Origin of the sequence: Halonatronum saccharophilum DSM 13868, from assembly GCF_000517025.1 — a bacterium.
Classification (GTDB): domain Bacteria; phylum Bacillota; class Halanaerobiia; order Halobacteroidales; family Halobacteroidaceae; genus Halonatronum; species Halonatronum saccharophilum.
Genome location: NZ_KI912094.1, coordinates 627,046 through 647,374, shown reverse-complemented (window position 1 = coordinate 647,374; position 20,329 = coordinate 627,046). Strand labels below are relative to the sequence as shown.

The 20,329-nt window shown below is 33.6% G+C and carries 14 protein-coding genes and 3 tRNA genes; 14 read left to right on the top strand and 3 right to left on the bottom strand.

The features are described from left to right. Positions 1-149: 149 nt before the first annotated feature. The gene (locus HALSAC_RS0106735; protein ID WP_027339627.1) at positions 150-1,031 is read right to left on the bottom strand and encodes a LysR family transcriptional regulator; all 882 of its coding nucleotides are present in this window, start codon (positions 1,029-1,031) and stop codon (positions 150-152) included. Between the two features lie 155 nt (positions 1,032-1,186). Here HALSAC_RS0106735 and HALSAC_RS0106730 point away from each other — a divergent pair, with 155 nt between their 5' ends. The 6 genes from HALSAC_RS0106730 (at position 1,187) to HALSAC_RS0106705 (ending at position 11,973) form a co-directional block, all read left to right on the top strand. Next, entirely contained in the window at positions 1,187-4,966 is a 3,780-nt protein-coding gene (locus HALSAC_RS0106730) for a phosphoribosylformylglycinamidine synthase (protein ID WP_027339626.1), read from the top strand. Positions 4,967-5,137: 171 nt separating this feature from the next. After that, positions 5,138-7,426, top strand: coding sequence for an efflux RND transporter permease subunit (locus tag HALSAC_RS0106725; protein ID WP_245579435.1), 2,289 nt, complete (start codon positions 5,138-5,140; stop codon positions 7,424-7,426). Between the two features lie 31 nt (positions 7,427-7,457). Next, on the top strand, positions 7,458-8,231 hold the full coding sequence (locus HALSAC_RS0106720; protein WP_027339624.1) for an outer membrane lipoprotein-sorting protein: 774 nt from the start codon (positions 7,458-7,460) through the stop codon (positions 8,229-8,231). An 84-nt stretch (positions 8,232-8,315) separates the two neighbouring features. Next, positions 8,316-9,431 carry a DUF1302 family protein gene (locus HALSAC_RS0106715; RefSeq protein ID WP_027339623.1) on the top strand — a complete coding sequence of 372 codons (1,116 nt, stop codon included), beginning with the start codon at positions 8,316-8,318 and terminating at the stop codon, positions 9,429-9,431. 18 nt (positions 9,432-9,449) lie between these two features. Next, positions 9,450-10,025: a TetR/AcrR family transcriptional regulator gene (locus HALSAC_RS0106710; RefSeq protein ID WP_027339622.1), complete on the top strand. Its 576-nt coding sequence runs from the start codon at positions 9,450-9,452 to the stop codon at positions 10,023-10,025. A 94-nt stretch (positions 10,026-10,119) separates the two neighbouring features. Continuing rightward, the gene (locus HALSAC_RS0106705; protein WP_027339621.1) at positions 10,120-11,973 is read left to right on the top strand and encodes a patatin-like phospholipase family protein; all 1,854 of its coding nucleotides are present in this window, start codon (positions 10,120-10,122) and stop codon (positions 11,971-11,973) included. A gap of 45 nt (positions 11,974-12,018) precedes the next feature. On the opposite strand, the gene HALSAC_RS17375 is transcribed toward HALSAC_RS0106705, so the two are convergent. Next, positions 12,019-12,201 carry a hypothetical protein gene (locus tag HALSAC_RS17375; protein WP_211231315.1) on the bottom strand — a complete coding sequence of 61 codons (183 nt, stop codon included), beginning with the start codon at positions 12,199-12,201 and terminating at the stop codon, positions 12,019-12,021. 139 nt (positions 12,202-12,340) lie between these two features. Here HALSAC_RS17375 and HALSAC_RS0106695 point away from each other — a divergent pair, with 139 nt between their 5' ends. The 8 genes from HALSAC_RS0106695 to HALSAC_RS0106660 all read left to right on the top strand — a co-directional run bounded on the left by HALSAC_RS0106695 (position 12,341) and on the right by HALSAC_RS0106660 (position 19,493). After that, the gene (locus tag HALSAC_RS0106695; protein ID WP_027339620.1) at positions 12,341-13,597 is read left to right on the top strand and encodes a patatin-like phospholipase family protein; all 1,257 of its coding nucleotides are present in this window, start codon (positions 12,341-12,343) and stop codon (positions 13,595-13,597) included. Positions 13,598-14,381: 784 nt separating this feature from the next. Next, positions 14,382-15,596 carry an extracellular solute-binding protein gene (locus HALSAC_RS0106690; RefSeq protein ID WP_027339619.1) on the top strand — a complete coding sequence of 405 codons (1,215 nt, stop codon included), beginning with the start codon at positions 14,382-14,384 and terminating at the stop codon, positions 15,594-15,596. Between the two features lie 81 nt (positions 15,597-15,677). Beyond that, positions 15,678-16,988: a carbohydrate ABC transporter permease gene (locus tag HALSAC_RS0106685; protein WP_027339618.1), complete on the top strand. Its 1,311-nt coding sequence runs from the start codon at positions 15,678-15,680 to the stop codon at positions 16,986-16,988. Next, positions 16,988-17,833, top strand: a complete 846-nt coding sequence (locus HALSAC_RS0106680; RefSeq protein WP_035571360.1) for a sugar ABC transporter permease — start codon at positions 16,988-16,990, stop codon at positions 17,831-17,833. The genes HALSAC_RS0106685 and HALSAC_RS0106680 overlap by 1 nt, the downstream gene beginning before the upstream one ends. Before the next feature lie 211 nt (positions 17,834-18,044). Then, positions 18,045-18,120 (top strand) — tRNA-Lys (locus HALSAC_RS0106675). A gap of 113 nt (positions 18,121-18,233) precedes the next feature. Then, a tRNA-Glu gene (locus HALSAC_RS0106670) sits at positions 18,234-18,309 on the top strand. A 223-nt stretch (positions 18,310-18,532) separates the two neighbouring features. Further along, positions 18,533-18,608 (top strand) — tRNA-Phe (locus tag HALSAC_RS0106665). A gap of 228 nt (positions 18,609-18,836) precedes the next feature. After that, a complete protein-coding gene (locus HALSAC_RS0106660) occupies positions 18,837-19,493 on the top strand; it encodes a thymidine kinase (RefSeq protein WP_027339616.1) in 657 nt (218 codons plus the stop codon). 19 nt (positions 19,494-19,512) lie between these two features. On the opposite strand, the gene lgt is transcribed toward HALSAC_RS0106660, so the two are convergent. Next, positions 19,513-20,292 carry a prolipoprotein diacylglyceryl transferase gene (gene lgt / locus HALSAC_RS0106655; protein WP_027339615.1) on the bottom strand — a complete coding sequence of 260 codons (780 nt, stop codon included), beginning with the start codon at positions 20,290-20,292 and terminating at the stop codon, positions 19,513-19,515. Positions 20,293-20,329 lie beyond the last annotated feature (37 nt).

Sequence of the window (20,329 nt, the reverse complement as noted above, 5' to 3'; positions counted from 1 at the left end):
AGTATCATAAAAAAATGTCCACTATTGTCCATTATATATGTATGAAATTTTATTGTCAATGAATTTATTATGGCCATTTAAGGAATTATATTAATGCTAATTAGGAGTAAAAAATATTTTTTAATAACACAATATCTAATATCATAGAGTTATTGAGTCAATAGTTTTATAAACTTATTACTAGCAATGGATAAGGGAATATTCTTATTGGTTACAACTGCCAATTTTCTTTTGGGAAGTTCTTTTTTTATATCAATCTTAAATATATTCTTATAACTCTCCTTTAGACAATAGTCAGGGACAAAGGAGATTCCTAAGCCTATCCTTGCCATTTCAATAAGTAGATCGATACTACCAAGTTCTACTTCAGGAACTATCTCTACCCCAAATTTTTTGGTTAAATTATCGAAGAATCTTCTAGTAGTGGTTTTCTTCTCTAGCATCAATACAGGGTACCCTGCTAAATCTTTTATTCTAATCTCTTTATTTTTAAGTTCATTAAACTTATTTCCTCCAATAAAGACATCTTTAAATTCAAAGATATCTTCAACCACCATAAAGTCGGTAATATTCTGGTTTGGAAGGTTAGTTATTATCAAATCAACTCTACCTTGTTTTAATAACTCCACACAGGTATTGGAGGTTCTATTGGTAATCTGGATATGAATCTGAGGATAAAGTTGATGAAATTTTTGCAGATAAGGGAGTAGGAAATCTTTTGAGATTGTATCGTTGGCCCCGATATGTATCTCCCCATTTTCAAAGGAGTTGATCTCTTGGATACTTCTTTCACCACTTTTAATTAAGTTAAAAGCAGGCTCAATATGCTTAAACAGAAGTTGGCCCTCTTTGGTCAGGCTCACTTTTTTTGTATTTCTAATAAATAAAGAAGTGTTCAACTCTTTCTCTAAGGATTTAATACTTTGGCTGACAGCGGATTGAGAAATGAATAGATCCTTAGCTGCTTGGGAGAAACTAAGATTTTGAGCAACATAATAAAAAGTCTTATATAGTTCATAATTAATATTCATTTATAACCTCTCCTTATAAGTAATATAAGAATTATTAATTTTACTACTTAATTATAACATAATATAATAGAGATGAGAATTGAAAGTTAAACTTAATGACGATTAATCTTCAATAATAAATGGAAATTATATAAATAACTCAAGGAGGCGAAGTTATGTCAAAGATAAGAAGGGTCTATGTTGAGAAGCAGGAAGGATATAATGTCGGGGCCAAGCAACTATTAATCGATTTTAAGGAGAGTTTAGATTTAGAATGCTTAGAAGGTGTAAGGATAATTAATAGATATGATGTAGGGGGAATATCTGAGGATGCCTATCAGAAAGCACTCTCTACAATATTTTCTGAGCCAACGGTAGATAAGTTATATGAAGAGAAATTAGAGTTATCTGATGATGAAATTGCTTTTGGTGTAGAGTACTTACCGGGCCAATATGATCAAAGAGCGGATTCGGCTGAGCAATGTATTCAGATATTGAACAAAGAAGAGAAACCTAATGTAAGGGTAGCTAGATTAATTGTTCTAAGAGGAGATATTAGCAAAAAAGAATTAGAGAAGGTTAAGGAGTACTATATAAATCCTGTTGATTCTAGAGAAGCTAGCTTAGAGAAGCCAAAGACTTTAGAGATGAAATGTGATATACCAACTGAAGTTGAGGTAATAGAAGGTTTTATCGACAAGGATGAGCAGGGTATTGAAGCTTTATTAAAGGAGTTGGGACTGGCTATGAATAAAGAGGATCTCCTACATACCCAAAATTACTTTAAGAATGAAGAGAAGCGAGACCCTACTATTACAGAGATTAGAGTATTAGATACCTACTGGTCTGATCACTGTCGCCATACTACATTTTTAACTAGAATAGAGGATGTTAAGATAGAAGATAGTAAATATACTAAGCCTATAGCTCAAGCTTATGCAGAATATCTTGAGGGAAGAAAGAAGCTTTACAAGGATAAAGATAAGGATATCTGTTTAATGGATATCGCCCTAATGGGGATGAAGGAGCTAAGGTCAGAAGGTAAATTAGATGATTTGGAAGTTTCCAATGAAGTAAATGCTGCTAGTATCGTTGTTCCTGTAGATGTAGATGGAGAAGAAGAAGAGTGGTTAGTAATGTTCAAGAATGAGACCCATAACCACCCTACAGAGATTGAGCCCTTTGGTGGAGCAGCAACTTGCTTAGGTGGGGCAATCCGTGACCCTCTATCTGGACGTTCCTATGTCTACCAAGCTATGAGAATTACAGGAAGTGGAGACCCAAGAACTCCTATTGAAGAGACTATCCCAGGTAAGCTACCCCAGAGAAAGATTGCCCAAGAAGCCTCCCATGGTTATAGTTCTTATGGTAATCAGATAGGACTAGCAACTGGAATAGTAGAGGAAATTTATGATGAAAGATACTTAGCTAAACATATGGAGATTGGTGCAGTAGTTGCAGCAGCACCTAGAGAGAGTGTTGTTAGAGGAGATGCTAAGCCTGGAGATATTATAGTTCTAGTAGGTGGAAGGACAGGTCGTGATGGGTGTGGTGGAGCAACTGGATCATCTAAGGCCCATACCGAAGAATCAATTGAAGAGTGTGGTGCAGAGGTACAGAAGGGGAATCCACCAACAGAGAGAAAGATTCAAAGGTTATTTAGAAATCCTAAGGTAAGTAAGATGATAAAGGTATGTAATGACTTTGGTGCAGGTGGAGTATCGGTAGCAATCGGTGAACTTGCTGATGCTTTAGAGATAAATTTAGACGTAGTTCCTAAGAAGTATGAAGGGTTAGATGGAACTGAGCTTGCAATCTCTGAGTCTCAAGAGAGGATGGCAGTAGTTATAGATGCGAAGAATGTTGAGGAGTTTAAGAGATTATCTAGTGAGGAAAACTTAGAAGCAACTGTAGTGGCCCAAGTAAAAGGGGATAGAAGATTGGTTATGAAGTGGCAGGGCAATAATATTGTTGATATTAGCCGTGATTTCTTAGATACTAATGGTGCTACTCAGGTTACTAAGGTTCTAGTTAAGAAACCAAAGGAAGAAGATAACTATTTCAAAGTAGGAGTTAAACAGAGACTAGAAGAAGGCAGTGATCTAAAGAGAAGATGGTTAGATAATTTAGCTGATATCAATGTCTGTAGCCAAAAGGGTCTAGTAGAGAAGTTCGATAGTACAATAGGTGCGGGAACAGTTCTAATGCCCTTTGGAGGAAAGTATCAATCTACTCCAACTCAGGCTATGGTAGCTAAAATACCAATTTTAGAGGGGGATACTAGTACAGGTACGATAATGAGCCATGGTTATAACTCTAAACTATCAACTTGGAGCCCTTTCCATGGAGCTCTTTATGCAGTGATTGAATCTATATCCAAAGTAGTAGCTGTTGGTGGAGATTATAAGAAGATTAGATTCACCTTCCAGGAGTACTTTGAGAGGTTGAGAGGAGATGCTGCTAGGTGGGGTAAACCTTTTAGTGCCCTATTAGGGGCTTATTATGGTCAAAAGAGATTTGGATTACCTGCTATAGGTGGTAAGGATAGTATGTCAGGAACCTTTAATGAGATTGATGTTCCTCCTACTTTAGTCTCCTTTGCAGTAGATGTAGTAGATGTTAATAATGTAATCTCACCAGAGTTTAAAGAGGTTGGAAGCAAGGTGGTCTATCTAGGTGTAGATAGAGATGAGAATGAGCTTCCTGATTTTGATAAATTAAAAGCGGCTTACGACAAAGTAACTGCTTTAATTAAAGACAAAAAAGTTATTTCAGCTAGTGCTATCAGATTAGGTGGTTTAGCTGAGGCTTTAACTAAAATGTCTTTTGGCAATAAGGTAGGAGTAGAGTTATCAGGTCAAGTAGAAGAGGATAAGATCTTTGGTCCAGATTATGGTGGACTGCTTTTAGAGGTAAAAGAAGGAGAAGATTTAGACAGGTTATTTGCTGACGTAGAGTATAAGCTTTTAGGAGAAACAATTAACGAAGAAGCAATTAAGGTCAATGGAATTGAGATCTCTATTGATGAAGCTCTAAGAACTTGGGAGCAGCCTCTAGAAAAGGTCTATAAGACAAAAACTGGGGAAGAAAAAGAAAAAATTGAGTTTAAGAGATATGAAGAGGAGAATAGCCCTACACCTAAGACTAAGGTAGAAAAACCTAAGGTTTTAATACCAGTCTTCCCAGGAACCAATTGTGAGTATGATACAGCTAAGCAATTTGAATTGGCAGGGGCCAAGGTGGAGACCTTAATCTTTAAGAATTTAACTCCTAAGCAGATTGAGGAGTCTATTAATAAAATGGTAGATTCTATTAATTCATCTCAGATTATTGCCTTAGCAGGAGGCTTTAGTGCAGGAGATGAGCCAGAGGGTTCAGGTAAATTTATAGCTACAGTCTTTAGAAACCCAAAAATTAAAGAAGCAGTAATGGATTTTCTAAATAATAGAGATGGTTTGATGATAGGTATTTGTAATGGTTTTCAAGCTTTAATCAAGCTAGGTCTAGTGCCATATGGAGAGATCAGAGATCTATCAGAAAAATCACCAACTCTAACCTATAATACAATAGGTCGTCATATATCCTGTGTAGCAAATACAAGGGTAGTATCAAATAAATCACCTTGGTTAGCTAACATAGAGGTAGGAGATACTCATTCCATACCTTTATCTCATGGAGAAGGTCGCTTTGTAGCAAGTAAAGAGGTAGTAAAAGACCTATTTGCCAAGGGCCAAGTGGCAACTCAGTATGTAGACTTTGAGGGTAATCCAAGCTCCAATATAGAGTTTAATCCTAACGGATCAGTTTGGGCAATTGAAGGTATTACAAGTCCTGATGGCCGTATTCTAGGTAAGATGGGACACTCTGAGCGTATTGGTACTAATATAGCAAAGAATATAGTTGGAAAGAAAGATCAGCAAATATTTAAAGCAGGGGTAGATTATTTTAAAAAGTAAGACATAATTTAGGTTTTAAAGCTAGATAAGGTAAGCTAAAGCTTACCTTATCTAGTTTTTTTAATTATTAAATAAATAAATTACCTTAATCTCTTGACAAAGAGAAGAGACAATGCTATATTTATATATAGAACCGACTGGTCAGTTCTATATATTGAGGAGGTGTTGATTATGAATTTAAATATGAAATTTATTAACAATATTGTCACTAAGTACCCGAAGTTAGTTGTTGGAATAACGATTTTAGTAACAATCTTTTTTGCTTACTATGCATCACAAGTAGAGATTAATACTGATATTAAGGATATGTTTCCTGAGGATCATCCTACTATAAATACCTTTGAGGATGTTGGAGATGCTTATGGAGGTTCGGAGTTTGTAGTCTTGATACTTGAACACGAGGAACACGTACTTAACATAGAGACACTAGAAAGAATTGATTATTTGACAAATCAATTTGAAGATTTACAAGGTGTAAATAAGGTTAGAAGTATTACTAATATTGATGAAATTAGAGGGATGGATTTCACCATTGAGGTAGGTGAATTTATCGATGAACTACCTCAAAGCCAATCAGAGATAAACCTTTTAAGGGAAGAAATATTAGATAAGGATAGATATATAGACACCTTAGTATCTGATGACTTTAAAGCAGCTACAGTAGTAGTACAATTAGAAACTGATGCTGACCAAGAGAAAATTGTAGTTCAGATAGAAGAAATAGTTGATGGATTAAATTTAGAAGAGGCGACATACTTAACTGGAAGTCCTGTTTTGAGTAAGCGGATGACTGACAATATGAGAAGAGATATAGGTAGGTTATTTCCTTTTGTAGTATTTGTTGTCTTGGCAATATTATATGGATGCTTTAAGAGTAAGCGTGGAGTATTTATGCCTTTAATGATAGTAATCTTTAGTGTAATTTGGACTATGGGATTAATATCAATAACAGGTAATACTTTATCTCTAGTGAGTACAGCTTTACCAGTTTTATTAGTCAGTGTAGGTAGTGCTTATTCAATTCATTTCTTACTTCGTTTTTATGAAGATTTAAATGAAGGCTTAGACAAAAAAGCAGCTGTTTCATCTAGTATTAAGATGGTTGGTATTCCAATAATTATGGCTGGAATAACAACAATGATAGGTTTTTCATCATTGGTATTCTCTGATTTGACTATTTTACAGGAGGTAGGGGCATTTGCAGCCTTTGGAGTATTCTCTGCACTACTAATATCTATTACCTTTATGCCAGCTATGTTGTTATTGATGAAGGAAACAAAGCACTTAAAGGCTGTCGAAGGAAGACCATTAATAGATAAGTTTCTTGAAGGAATAAATAATTTTGTGCAAAGTCACTATAAAGGAATTTTAGTATTCTCTATAGTTATTGTTATATTATCTCTAATAGTTGTACCTAAGATTGAACCAGAGACTAATTATATTGCCTTCTTTGAAGATGGTAGTGAGATGGTAATGGCAGATGATTTAGTTAATGATAAATTTGGTGGAGCAAGTACTTTAGATATAGTTATCGATACAGGTGTAGTTGATGGGATAGAAGAGGTTGAATTCTTAAGGAAGGTTGAAAATTTACAAGAAGATTTAGAAAAAAATGAGATGTTGAGCAATTCACTCTCTGTAGTTGATCTTTTAAAGGAAGCAAATCAAGCATTAAATGAAGGCTTAGAAGAGTTTAATGTTTTACCAGAGTTTGGAATTGCACAATATTTATTATTACTTTCTTCAGGAGAGAGCAACATACTAGAGGATGTAATTGACTTTGATCATCAAGAGGCAAAAGTATCTGTTATGGTTGCCGAGGCTGATAGTAGTCAAAAGGTTGCCGAAGTTGTAGCTTATGCAGAGGAGTTAATAGATGAATACTTTGAAGACTATGATGTTATTCTAACTGGTGTACCAGTCCTAAATCATGAGTTAACAGGAATGGTAATCACAAGCCAGATTAGGAGTTTGATCGCTTCTGTATTCTTTGCCTTCTTAGTAACTAGCATATTATTGAAATCTCCAATTAAAGGTTTGGCATGTAGTTTACCTGTAGCACTAACAGTTATTTTGAACTTTGGTCTTATGGGTTGGACAGATGTCACTTTAAATGTAGCAACAAGTATGATAGCAAGTGTAGCAGTTGGTATTGGAGTAGATTATAGTATTCATTTCTATACTAGATATTTAGAAGAGAGAGAAGATGGATTATCTATGGAAGAGGCATTAAAGAAAGCAATCTTTAATATAGGTAGGGCTAATTACTTTAATGCGATAGCTGTAATAGCAGGATTCTTAGTCTTATTATTCTCTTCTATACCACCACTGAGAAGTTTTGGTCTTTTAACTTCAATTACAATGATAGCATCCTTCTTTGGAGCAATGATCTTTTTACCAGCTACAATACTATTTAAAGAAAAGGTATTAAATAAGAAGGATAAAAGTTTAGCAAATTAATAAAATTTAAAAATAAGAAAGGGTGATAATAATGAAGATGAAGATTGCTAGTTTATTTATGACAATGTTATTGGTCTTAACTTTAGGAAGTCTTGCAGCAGCAGAGGAACTTACAGGTAATGATGTCTTAGACAATATTCAAGATTCAATCAGTGCCAATACTTCTCAAATTAATTTGAGAATGGAACTTCATAGTGGAGGAAGAACTAGAGAGAGAGAGCTAGAGGTATATCGTCAAGATGGAGAAGAGATGGACAGCTCTATGATTAGATTTTTAGCCCCTGCAAGTGTAGAGGGGACTGCTTTCTTATCCCATGATCCACATGATAGTGAAGATGATGATATGTATCTATATATGCCTGCTTTAGGTAACGTTAGAAGAATATCTGGAAGCCAAAGAAATGGAAGCTTTGTAGGAACTGATTTTAGTTATAATGACCTATCTATCTTAGGTGGAGGAAGTTATGATGAGGACTATGATGCAGAGATATTAGAAGATCTAGGTGATAAATATCTTTTAAGAATCATTCCTACAGATGAGGATATTGATTATAAGTATGGTTATATGTGGGTGCAAAAAAGTAATTGGTTCCCTGTAGAGATTGAATTTTATGATTCAAGAGGAGATTTACACAAAGTGCTTACAAGTGAGCAGATTGTACAGGTTGATGGGTATTGGACTGCTGAAAAGTTGACTATGAAGGATGTACAAAGAGATACAAAGACTATATTGTTTTTAGAGGATATAGTCTATGATCAGCCGATAGATGATAGGGTATTTACTGTTAGATATTTAAGAAGGTAAGTTGTTGGCCCTTAATTAAATTTAATATTATAGATATGATAGAGGGTATATACCCTCTATCACAAAAAAAGGAGGAGATTTTTGATGAAAAAGTTTAATTTACTTACTTTAACTTTGGTATTAATTCTTTCTTTGTCGATTACAGTTTCTGCAACTGAGTTATCAGGTTCACTAGAGCAATATATTGAGGTGGACATAGATGAAGAGATTGTAGATTCCCAAAATAAATTCAACTTAATAGTAGAAGAAGAGTTTGGTTTTGATGGAGATATGTACGTAGATTTAGAGTTTGTAACAGATGGTAACTATAATCATCGCTTTAGGATAAATGAAGCTTATTTGGAGTACTATACTATGAATATGGATTGGAAGCTTGGTAAACAAGTAGTTAACTGGGGTAGTGCTTTTAAGGTAAATCCAACTAATTACTTTAACCCACAAAATTCATCTTCTTCAACACCTTTAGATGATAAGTTAGGTGTAAGAGCGGTTAAGGGAACTTATTATACAATGGGAGGAGCAGAGTTAACTGGTGTTATTTCTCCAACTTTTAAAGGTTTAGATAGTCCAATTGAAGGAATTGAAGTAAATAAAGTAAGTGATCGAATTAAAGATATGCAAGTTGGGGTTAAAGCTACTAAACGTGGTTTTAATGGTTATGATCTATCTTTGAGCCTTTATAATGGTTTTGATAAGATACCAAGTGTATCAGAAATAGACGAGCATGGAAATCCTACAGAATTAGAGTATCCTGAAGTTACTAAAATAGGTTTTGATCTAATTGGGGATATTAATGATATTGGAATTTGGAGTGAAATAGTGTATAATATTTATGGAGAAGACTATTGTGATGATAACTTCACAATTGCCCTAGGAGCAGATTATAACTTTGATAATGACCTTTATCTTGTAGGTCAGTTCTTTTATAATCAAGAGAGATCTGATTTTGATAATGATATAAAAGCTTTAAACCTTCACTTAGAAAAGCCAGTTATGACTTTCCACGAGATAGAGTTTACAGCTTTATATGACTTAGAGAGTGAGTCCTATTCAATAAATCCACAATACAATCACTCTTTAACAGATTCAGTAGAGCTTCAATTAGGTGGACGCTTAGTTGAACTAAAAGATGAAGGCCTTAGTAGTCTTATTGGATCTGGGGCAGATAGTCTTTATGCACGTTTGCAATTAGATTTCTAAAGTTAAGGAGATGTACAAATGCAACCCAAAAAAGAACAGATACTTCTAGCAGCCATTGATGCTTTCTCTAAAAAAGGTGCTAATCAGACTACAATGCAAGAGGTTGCAACTACTGCGGGAGTTGGGAAAGGAACTATTTATCGTTATTTTAAGAATAAAGAGGAGCTAGCTACAGCTATAATTGAATATGGTATTGAAAGACTTAGTGAGATAATAGTAAGTGAGATAAGTGAACTTGATAATCCTTTAGAAAAGCTAAAGAAGATTATAGATGTAAAACTTAACTTTTATAGTAATCATTATGAGTATGGTAAATTTTTGATCAGACATATCTGGGGTTATAGAAATAAGTTTGAAGACCATATAAAGAGAATAAGAAAAGGTCATACATCTATTATAGAGGGTGTAATAGCTGAAGGAATATCTTCTGGTATCTTTAAAGATATGGATGTTGAAACTACAGCTGTAGCACTTATTGGTGGGGTAAACATAACCGTTATGCACTGGGTAATATTCAGTGATGAATTCCCAGCTGATAAGATTAGAACAGAATTAAATAAACTTTATTTGGACGGATTATTAAATGATAATTAGATAGTTTACTTGTTTTAACTTCAAAGAAGGTTATCAATTTAAATTGATAACCTTCTTTGAAGTTAGATTGATTTTATGAAAAAGGAGGACTTTTATGAAGAAAACAGCTATTATTATCTTTAGTTTGATATTTTATTTAGTAAATGTAACTCCAATATTAGCTAAAGAAGTTGAAGTCAATAAAGATCATTTTCCTAAAGAACTTAGGATAGAAGAAGGAGGAGAAATATATATAGTAGAGAGTAATTATTTATTTGAAGAGATTCCTTCTCCAAGAGTTGCTTTAGCTTTAAGTGGAGGTGGAGCTAGGGCTTTTGTAAATATAGGTATAATTAAAGCATTAGAAGAAGAAGGTATTCCTATCGATCTTATAGTTGGGACCAGTATGGGATCGATTGTTGGCACAATGTATGGAAGTGGGTTATCAACATCTGATATGGAGGATATAGTTTCCAAGGTACCTTTTGAAGGTATGTTTGATATTAATCTACCTTCAAGGGAGTCTTTAGTAACGACATCTAAGGTAAATACTTTCATTGAGGAGATATCTCCAAATAATAGATTAGAAGAATTCAAGATTCCTACAGCTCTTTTGAGCTATGATTTAAGTGAAGGAAAGAAGTTTTTACATACACAAGGAAGAATTTCGGAAGTTATTCAAAGTTCTTATGCAATTCCTTTCTACTTTCCTCCTCACCAAACAGGTGATAGATTTTTAGTTGATCCAGGAATTGTAGAGATAAGCCCTGCTAAAGCTGCTAAGGTTTTAGGAGCAGATTTTGTTATAGCAACTACATCTTATGACGAGTTACCTTATCAAGAGTATGATAGTCCAGGAAGAGCAGCTGCACGCTTTTTATCTTTAATGCAAAAAGAGAATGGAGAAGAGATATTAAATAAATATGCTGATATAGTAATAGAAACCAATGTTGGTAAATATTCTTTTATGGATTTTAAATTAGCTAATGAGTTAATTGATATCGGTTATAAGGAAGCAAAAGAGATGCTTCCTATTATAAAAAATATGTTAAGAGATGAGAACATATCATTAAGGGAACATAAAGTTAGACCTAACTTAGATCATAGTAATAAATTGATGGATTTAAAGTATAATCGATTAATAATTGAAGAGAGACAATTTAGACCTATATTCTATTATGGTCAAGATCAGTTTTTGTTTTACGATACGTTATATAAAAGTATGATAAATAAAGGTCAGTATGGATTTATATTAGATTATGGTCATTTAGAAACTAGTGTTTTAACTGTTGGCGAGGAAAGAATAGAAGGACATTTAAGGTGGAAGAAAGTTAGTGATAACCTAGATTTTATTACCAGAATAAAAGTTGAAGATAGAGATGGCTTAGATTTTAAATCAGGAATTAAGTACTATCAAGATAATTATACGTTAGAAGGGGGAATTGCATCTTTAGGTGATAAGAATTTATCATACATTACTACTCAGTTGGATTTAACGCCTTTAAATAGTAGTTATCTAAGGGGAAAAAGTAATTTTTTAGTTGATTATGATGGAGGATATTTAGGTTCATTGATTGAAGGAGAAGCTAGATGGAAGATAAGTAGTATTTGGAGTTTAAGACCTAAGGTTGTTTTTAATAGCACAGATGGTAAAATTCTATCTCCTGAAATATATCGTGGTAGTGATATAGACAGTTTCTTTGAAGAACAAGTTTCTTTAGAATTTTTGTATACTCACAATATTATAAGAACTATAGAATTTTTATCTATAATGAAGTTATCTAATGTTAGCGTTTATCCTTTTTTGGATTATCAGAGTTCCGATTATGATTCCTTTGCTTATGGGCTAGGTAGTGAATTTAATTTTGAGTTATTAGGAGTTAAGCCAGTTGACTTTAAATCATATATATCTTATGACCAAAGAAATGATGATTTCAACTTTAAATTACAACTAGAATTTGATTATTAATAAAAGAGCAGTATAGAATCCTTTAAAGGATTCTATACTGCTCTTTTATTTTAGTTGAGAGATTATAAAGAAGATAATAAACAGATCAAAGGATATAGGAAATTCAACAGATACTTCTCCTTTATAATCTAATCCTATAGAAGCTTCAATTTCTTTTTTTAGGTTTTGGTTTGCATTTACAGTCACCATCTTTATATTCTCTATACTCTCTGTATTCGCGCTTAGCACCACTTTATGAGTTTTCTGCGCTTTATTATATTAGGGTTAAGTGGATAAATTCACTAAATTAATTCAAATAAATATTGGGCTATTTATTTACATATGTATAGTAATAAAGCTTTAATATAAAAAGGCGGGGTGGATTTTATTGCGAAGAAGGAAAATAAGGATAAATCTATCTTTAAATGGAGGGGGAGTAAGAGGAATAAGCCATGTAGGAGGAATAGAGGCTTTGGAAGACTATGGTTTTGAGATTGTAGCTTTAGCAGGCAGCTCAGCAGGAGCTATTGTAGCTTCTCTTTATGGTGCTGGATATAGCTTAGATGAGTTAAAGGAAATAATGTATGAACAGGATTTTAGTGAATTTAAAGACTCATTTTCCATTATTAGGTTAATTAGAGACTATGGTATATATAAAGGTGATCAATTTTTAAGGTGGATAGAAGAAAAATTACAAGCTAAGGGGGTTAAAGAGTTTAAAGATCTAGAAAGAGAGGTTAAGATTATTAGTTCAGAGGTAACTTGTAAAAAAGATCAAGTCTTTTCTAAAGAGGACACTCCTAGATTTTCTGTAGCAAAGGCAGTAAGAATGTCAATGGGAATTCCTATCTTTTATGTTCCATATATATATAAAGGAAGGTATTATGTAGATGGTGGTGTAACAAATAATCTACCACTTAAAGTTTTTGATAGATCTAGAAGACCAACATTAGGTTTTATCTTGGCTAAAAATGAAGATGAAGAGCAGGAGAATATAAATGGATTTCTTAATTATTTAACTGCTTTAATTGAGATGGTAATAGCAGTAAATGAGAAAAGGCAAATTGAGTTATCAAACTCTCATATCATTTCTATTTCTACTGGGGATATTAAAGCTACTGATTTTTCATTATCTCAAGAACAAAAGAAAGAGTTGTATGAACTTGGTTATTGGGGTGTGGAGGACACTATCAGCAGATATAGAGACAGGAGGTTATTGAGAGGACTAAACTCTATTAATAAAAATAATTTAAAAGCAACTACTGTAGAAGTTGAAGAGTTTAGTGAGTTGATGGTAGTCTATATCCAAAAGAATATAGACTTATCTTCTTTTGAAACAGTAGTGGCTTTAGATGATGATGACTACTTATTATCTTATTTAGTAGCAAGAAAATTGAATAAAAAGTTTAGTGTGATTAATTTAAGGGATAGAAGGGTAGAAAGTAAATATAATAATTTGCATAATGGAGATAGGGTGATTTTATTGAATTATTTAGATATATCTGCAAAGGATATGAGAAGTTTATGTATGGTTTTAGAGGGGAAGGGTATAGATATAGCAGGAGAATTCTCCTTTATAGATAGAGGAGGTAGAAGAGGGAAGGCACATTTGGAGTTGGTCCGGCATTCTTACTATAAACTTTAAAATAACAAAAATCCCAAAAAATAAAGATAAAAAAGATTTAGTTGGCTGTTTGCTGAACTAAATCTTTTTTGTTAATACAACTTCAATTTGGAATAAATTAGAAACAAAAACAATATATATGAGGGAAAGAGTTTTGAATTAATAATCATTTTAATTAAGTATCATTTTTATCGAAATAAGTATTTATAATTCATAAATAAAGCAAAAATAAAAAAATTAAATAAAAAAATAAAGGGATAAAGAAATAGATATAGAAATAATTAATATAAGAGATTTTGATAATATAAAGTAAGATAAATAACTTTTAAAAATACTATACTTAAGAGAGGCAAAAAAATATTTTCAATGGTAAATATTGCTTGACAATGCTTTTGGTTTTATTTTATAATATTATTAGTGGTTTTTAAAATAAAAGGGCTAGATTGTATTGATAAGAATACAAGCACCCCGGCAACTTTTGTAAATTTTACAATTGTTTGCTGGGATATTTAATATATAATACAATTAATAAACCCAACCTAAGTTGTGATTGATAAAATTACATATAAATTATAAATAATTTAAGAAGAACTATATAATAAGTTTATAAGTCCAATAAGTTAAAGTTCTACCTAGATTTAAGGCAAAAACTCTTTGCTGGAGTTACTTCCTGTCTTTATATCTTAGTGGGTTATTTAATTTATTGGATTTAAATATATGTATATGTAAATAAATTTAAATTGTGTATCAATTTCTTTTAAATATTTAAAAGAAAAATAATTAATAAAAAATTAGGGGGAATAAGATGATGAAAAAGTTTATTGTATTTACACTAGCTTTAACTTTTGTGTTTAGTTTAGTTGCGCCAGCAGCTTATGCTCAACCTGAAGAATTGACGGTTTGGGTAAGTTCTGGTCCAGAATTAAGATGGATGAGAAGAGCGGCTGAAATTTATGAAGAAAAGACTGGGATTAGTGTTGAAGTAGAAGGTGTTCCAGAGCTTGATCAACCAGAGAGATTAGCGTTAGATGGTCCAGCTGGTCACGGTCCTGATGTTGTAGGGTGGCCACATGATGCATTAGGTCGTACTGCTGGTCAAGGACTAGTAGATCCAATCGAAAACTTCATTGATATTAATTATGCTTATGACAACTTTTTAGAAGCTCCTTTAGGAGCATTAACTGTTGATGGAGAGTTGTATGGTCTTCCATATGGTTATGATGCTGTTGCTTTAATTTATAATAAGGATTTAATATCAGAGATTCCTGATACTTTTGATGAGTTATTGGATATTGCTGAAGAATTAACTGATGGAGATCAGTATGGATTTATGTATGATCCTGAATTCTTCCGTAGTTTCCCATTTGTAGGTGGGTTTGGAGGTTATATCTTTGGAGAGAATCCAGACGGAAGCTTAAATCCTAATGACCTTGGGTTTGCAGAGCCAGGCACTATTGAAGCTGCAGAATATATCAAATCTTTTAGAGATAGAGGTTTACTTCCACAAGGAACTGATGGAGAGATAGTTGGTGGATTATTCCAACAGGGAGATTTAGCTGTTATGCTTGATGGTCCTTGGGCTTTAAGTGATGCTTTAGACGCTGGAATTAATATAGGGACGGCTTCATTACCTAAGTTACCTAATGGTGAATACCCAACAGGATTGATATCGGCTAAGGGTTATTATGTAAGTAATTTCTCTGATCATAAGCAAGCTGCTGCTGACTTTATCAAGTTTGTAACAAATGCTGAGATGTCATTAGACCATTATGAATCTAATAGACTTGTTGTGCCACATGTAGCTGTTACTGAGGCTTTAGAAAATGATCCAATTCTTCAGTCATTCTTAATTCAAGCAGAAAGAGGTACTCCAATGCCTAATATCTCTGAGATAATGGCGATTTGGGAGCCTGCAAATAATGGACTTGGATTTGTTATGGATGGTAGAGCTCCATCTGCTCAGGTATGGCCAATGGTTGAACAGCAGATTGAAGAAGGTATCTTCCAAATGACTAGATAATATTTAGAATAAAAAATAGCCTTACGTCATTTTTGGCGTAAGGCTTCAAAATGACTTAATTAACTATCAAGGGGGTAAATTATGAAAGCAGAGAGTCAAATTACCGTTGATTATAATGGTAATAAACAAAGATATATCAGTGCAGCCTTATCTGCTGTATTTATGGGTTTAGGGCAGCTTTTTAATAAGCAGTATATAAAGGGCTCTATCTTTATACTTTATACATTATCTTTATTGTTTACTACTGTAGATAAATTTGCTAGTTCTTTAAAAGGTTTAGTTACTTTGGGTACGACGCCAATAGAGGATCACTCTCTATTTTTAATGATTGAAGGTATTGTTGCTGCATTCTTATTATTAGTTATTATAGGAATTCATTTATTTAATGTTTGGGATGCTTATAAGAATGGTCAGAAGATAGATTTGGGTGAAGAGGTACCATCTCTTAAAGGTTCAATTAAGAACCTTACAGATAACTTTAGTGCTTATCTATATATAGGGCCAGGAATGTTGATGATGCTTGTTTCGGTTATTTTTCCCATTATATTTACTGTATTGATTGCTTTTACCAATTATAATATAAATAACCTTCCACCTGGTAATATAATTAGTTGGGTTGGTTTTAGAAATTTTACTGACTTAATACATTTAGCTAGCTGGAGAGCTACCTTTGTTAGGGTATTCTCCTGGACAGTTGTTTGGGCTGTTCTATCAACATTCATGAGTTATGCCACTGGGCTGTTTTTGGCTATTGTCTTAAATAATCCTAAGATTAAATTCAGGCATATCTTTAGAACTGTTATGATGATCTCTTGGGCTATCCCAGGGTTTATTTCTATGTTGATCTGGCGTGGTCTATTGAATGTAAGATTTGGACATATTAATAGGATGTTAACAAGTATAGGTTTTGAAGCTATACCGTGGCTTAATGAAGCTATGTGGGCAAGGGTCTCTGCCTTAGGAGTTAACTTATGGTTATCCTTTCCCTTTACTATGGCAGTATGTTTAGGACTGTTACAAAGTATACCAGGTGAGCTATATGAGGCAGCAACTGTAGATGGTGCTACAGGTCTGCAGAAGTTTAAGTCTATTACCTTGCCTTTAGTATTAAAGCAGTTAGCGCCATTATTGATTATGCAATTTGCTATGCAGTTTAATAACTTTGGTATCATTTATCTTCTAAATAATGGTGGACCTGCTAGGTTTGGAGCTGCAGGTAATGCAGGAGATACCGATATTTTGATCTCTTGGGTATATAAGTTGACCTTAGAGGTAATGAGATTTGATTATGCTGCTGCTGTATCTATACTTATCTTCTTCATGGTTGGTGGATTTAGCATCTGGCAATTTGTGAGAACGAAGTCCTTTAAAGAAGAGGAGTTGGTGCAATAATGAAATTAGGAAAGAAGACGCAAGAGAGACTTTATTTAGCCTTTTGTTATACAATTATTCTTATTGGGGTAATAGCTGTTTTATATCCAACTGTTTGGATTGTAGGATCTGCACTTAACCCTAATAACAGTTTATTTAGTTCAAGGATAATCCCAGAAGGGGCAAGCCTTGATAATTTTAGAGAATTATTAACCCATGATGAGTACCCTTATTTGAGATGGTACTGGAATACATTGAAAATAGCTTCTTTAAATGCTATATTCTCTGTAGTTCTAACTGCCGGTTGTGCATATGCCTTCTCTAAGTTTAAGTTCTGGGGGCGTAAGTATGGGATGATAACCTTCTTGGTTATTCAGATGTTTCCTGCTTTAATGGCCTTAGTGGCTATATATGTTGTCTTGAATATGCTTGGTCTATTGAATACTCATACTGGTCTATTACTCGTTTACGTGGGAGGAGCTGTACCCTTCTCAACTTGGTTACTTAAAGGGTACTTTGATACAATCCCAAATAGTTTGAGTGAGTCGGCATTAATAGATGGAGCAAGTAGTTTTAGGATCTTTTGGTCTATAATGCTACCATTAGCTAAGCCAATGCTTGCTGTTGTGGCTATGTTCCAATTTGTTAACCCGTTCAATGACTTTATCTTGGCTAATATTATTTTGACTTCACCAAGCCAGAGAACTCTAGCAGTAGGTCTATTTAATATGGTCTCCAATCAGTTTGCTAATGACTGGACGTTATTCTCTGCAGGGGCAGTTTTAGCAGGTATTCCAATGATGATCTTATTCTTATCACTTCAGAAGTACTTTGTACACGGATTATCTGGAGCTGTTAAGGGGTAATATATTGAAACTTAAGTGTATGGAAGATATCTTCCATACACTTTTTTTATCTGTATTTGGTAATTGAACTCTCTAATTAGTTTGAATTTATCAGGTGATTTTTAACTTTATTTTCCTAAATGTAGAAAGAGAAAAAATAAAAAAACTTTTTTTAAAAAAGTCGTTGACAATTACTTAAATATGTTATATTATTTATAACTGTGAGTGGCAAGGGCCATTAGCTCAGTCGGTAGAGCACCTGACTTTTAATCAGGGTGTCGGAGGTTCGAATCCTCCATGGCTCACCATTTAAAAACAGTTGATAATTGATAATTAATAATTGACAGTTAAAGTCAAAACCTTAGAATTTAAGGTCTTTAACTATACCACTATCAATTGTAAACTTTCAACTAAATACTAGGCCCCCATCGTCTAGTGGCCTAGGATACTGGGTTTTCATCTCAGCGGCAGGGGTTCGAATCCCCTTGGGGGTACCATATAGTCTCATTAGAGCTAAATAGTAACATTAAATTATTATGTTACAAAGAAATCATATAGTTACTAGACCATGAAAGGATTTTGAATTTTAAATCCTTGAAAGGGTACCATATATAAGTTTAAAGTTGAAAATTGATAATTGACAGTTAAAGTCAAAGGCTTTTAAGAACTTAGTCTTTAAGGTTTTAACTATCCACTATCAATCATCAACTGGTTTACCAAGGCGAGATAGCTCAGTTGGTAGAGCAGAGGATTGAAAATCCTCGTGTCCCCGGTTCGAGTCCGGGTCTGGCCACCATTGGTGTTTTATAAAGAGGAATAATAATTAATATAATTATATAGTTTATATCATAAGTGAGTTGCTCAAAGGAGTAGCTCTTTTTTATTTGATATATATTAATTTTATGCCAGGATTCTGGACAGGGTCTTTAAAATTTAAATTAGCAATTATTTTAGATTTTAAACTTATTAATTCCATATTCCTGATTCTAGGTTCTATATTTATAACATAAGGAGGAAGATATTAATGCATGGTTATTATGGTTGTGTAGATAGAGGTTGGATTGAGGTAATTACAGGTGTAATGTTTTCAGGAAAGAGTAGTGAGTTGATTAGAAGGGTAGAGAGAGCTGTAATTGCTAAACAAGGGGTTTTGGTCTTCAAACCTAGTATAGATAATAGATATAGCGATACTGAAATAGCAACTCATAATGGAATTACAGTGGAGGCTGATATAGTCGATTCAGTAGAAGATATAAGGTTTTTAATAAATAAGAAAAGTGAGAGGAATGAAGTTGATGTAATAGCTATAGATGAGGGCCAATTTTTTTCAGAGAATTTGGTAGAGTTAGCAGATGATTTGGCTAATGAGGGGTATAGAGTTATAATAGCTGGATTAGAGACTGATTTTGCTGGTAGAGGTTTTGTACCTATGCCTGAGTTGATGGCTAGGTCAGAGTATGTTACAAAACTCCATGCAGTTTGCGTTAAATGTTCTAATCCTGCCACTAGAAATCAAAGACTAATAAATGGGGAGCCAGCAAGTATAAATGACCCAATTGTTGTCGTGGGAAGTGGAGAGGGTTCTAACTGGGAAGTAGAAGAGAAAAAAGAGAGCTATGAAGCTCGTTGCCGGTCTTGTCATAAGGTAAGGGATAAGCAAAACCCCAGATCAGCAAGCTGATCTGGGGTTTTGCTATCCTCTATAATTTTCGTTTGAAGTAACTTAAAGAAATTGCTCCGATAATAAGAAAAATGCTAATGACTTGTGCAGTTCTTAGTCCCCACATCATAAGACTATCAGTTCTTAGTCCTTCAATAAAGAACCTTCCGACTGAGTATAGAACTATATAGGTTAAGAATACTTCACCTCTCTTTAAGAAGTCTCTTTTCTTCCAATAAAGATAAAGAAATAAAAAGATACTAAAATTCCATAGAGATTCATATAGGAAGGTAGGATGATAATAGGTGCCAACTATATTCATCTGTTCTATAATCCATTGAGGGAGCATTAAACTCTCTAAGAAAGTTCTACTGACTGAACCCCCATGTGCCTCTTGATTCATAAAGTTTCCCCATCTACCAATAGCTTGTCCTAAGACGATTCCAGGAGCTGTAATATCAGCTAAATCCCAAAAGTTAACCTTTCTTTTTTTAGCAAAGATAAGAGCTACAATAACTGCTCCGATAAGACCACCGTGGATAGCTAAACCGCCAGTTCTAGTTGCAAATATTCTACTTGGGTTAGAGATATAATATTCCCACTCAAATATGACATAATAAATACGAGCCCCTATTATAGCAAAAGGAAGGGCCCAAAGTACTAGATCTAAGACGGTATCTTCATTGAAGTTTCTCCTCTTAGCTTCTTTAGTAGCAAAGAATAGACCTATAAATACTGATGTAGCTATAATAACACCATACCAGTAAACAGATATACTACCAATTTCAAAAGCGATTGGATTAATATAAGGTGAATTCAAAATTTATCCTCCTCATTTGATTATTATTAATTTTAAG

Bases quoted from the DNA above. Each gene is read 5' to 3' on its own strand.
- HALSAC_RS0106735 (WP_027339627.1), bottom strand. From the start codon at position 1,031: ATGAATATTAATTATGAACTATATAAGACTTTTTATTATGTTGCTCAA.
- HALSAC_RS0106730 (WP_027339626.1), top strand. From the start codon at position 1,187: ATGTCAAAGATAAGAAGGGTCTATGTTGAGAAGCAGGAAGGATATAAT.
- HALSAC_RS0106725 (WP_245579435.1), top strand. From the start codon at position 5,138: ATGAATTTAAATATGAAATTTATTAACAATATTGTCACTAAGTACCCG.
- HALSAC_RS0106720 (WP_027339624.1), top strand. From the start codon at position 7,458: ATGAAGATGAAGATTGCTAGTTTATTTATGACAATGTTATTGGTCTTA.
- HALSAC_RS0106715 (WP_027339623.1), top strand. From the start codon at position 8,316: ATGAAAAAGTTTAATTTACTTACTTTAACTTTGGTATTAATTCTTTCT.
- HALSAC_RS0106710 (WP_027339622.1), top strand. From the start codon at position 9,450: ATGCAACCCAAAAAAGAACAGATACTTCTAGCAGCCATTGATGCTTTC.
- HALSAC_RS0106705 (WP_027339621.1), top strand. From the start codon at position 10,120: ATGAAGAAAACAGCTATTATTATCTTTAGTTTGATATTTTATTTAGTA.
- HALSAC_RS0106690 (WP_027339619.1), top strand. From the start codon at position 14,382: ATGATGAAAAAGTTTATTGTATTTACACTAGCTTTAACTTTTGTGTTT.
- HALSAC_RS0106685 (WP_027339618.1), top strand. From the start codon at position 15,678: ATGAAAGCAGAGAGTCAAATTACCGTTGATTATAATGGTAATAAACAA.
- HALSAC_RS0106680 (WP_035571360.1), top strand. From the start codon at position 16,988: ATGAAATTAGGAAAGAAGACGCAAGAGAGACTTTATTTAGCCTTTTGT.
- HALSAC_RS0106660 (WP_027339616.1), top strand. From the start codon at position 18,837: ATGCATGGTTATTATGGTTGTGTAGATAGAGGTTGGATTGAGGTAATT.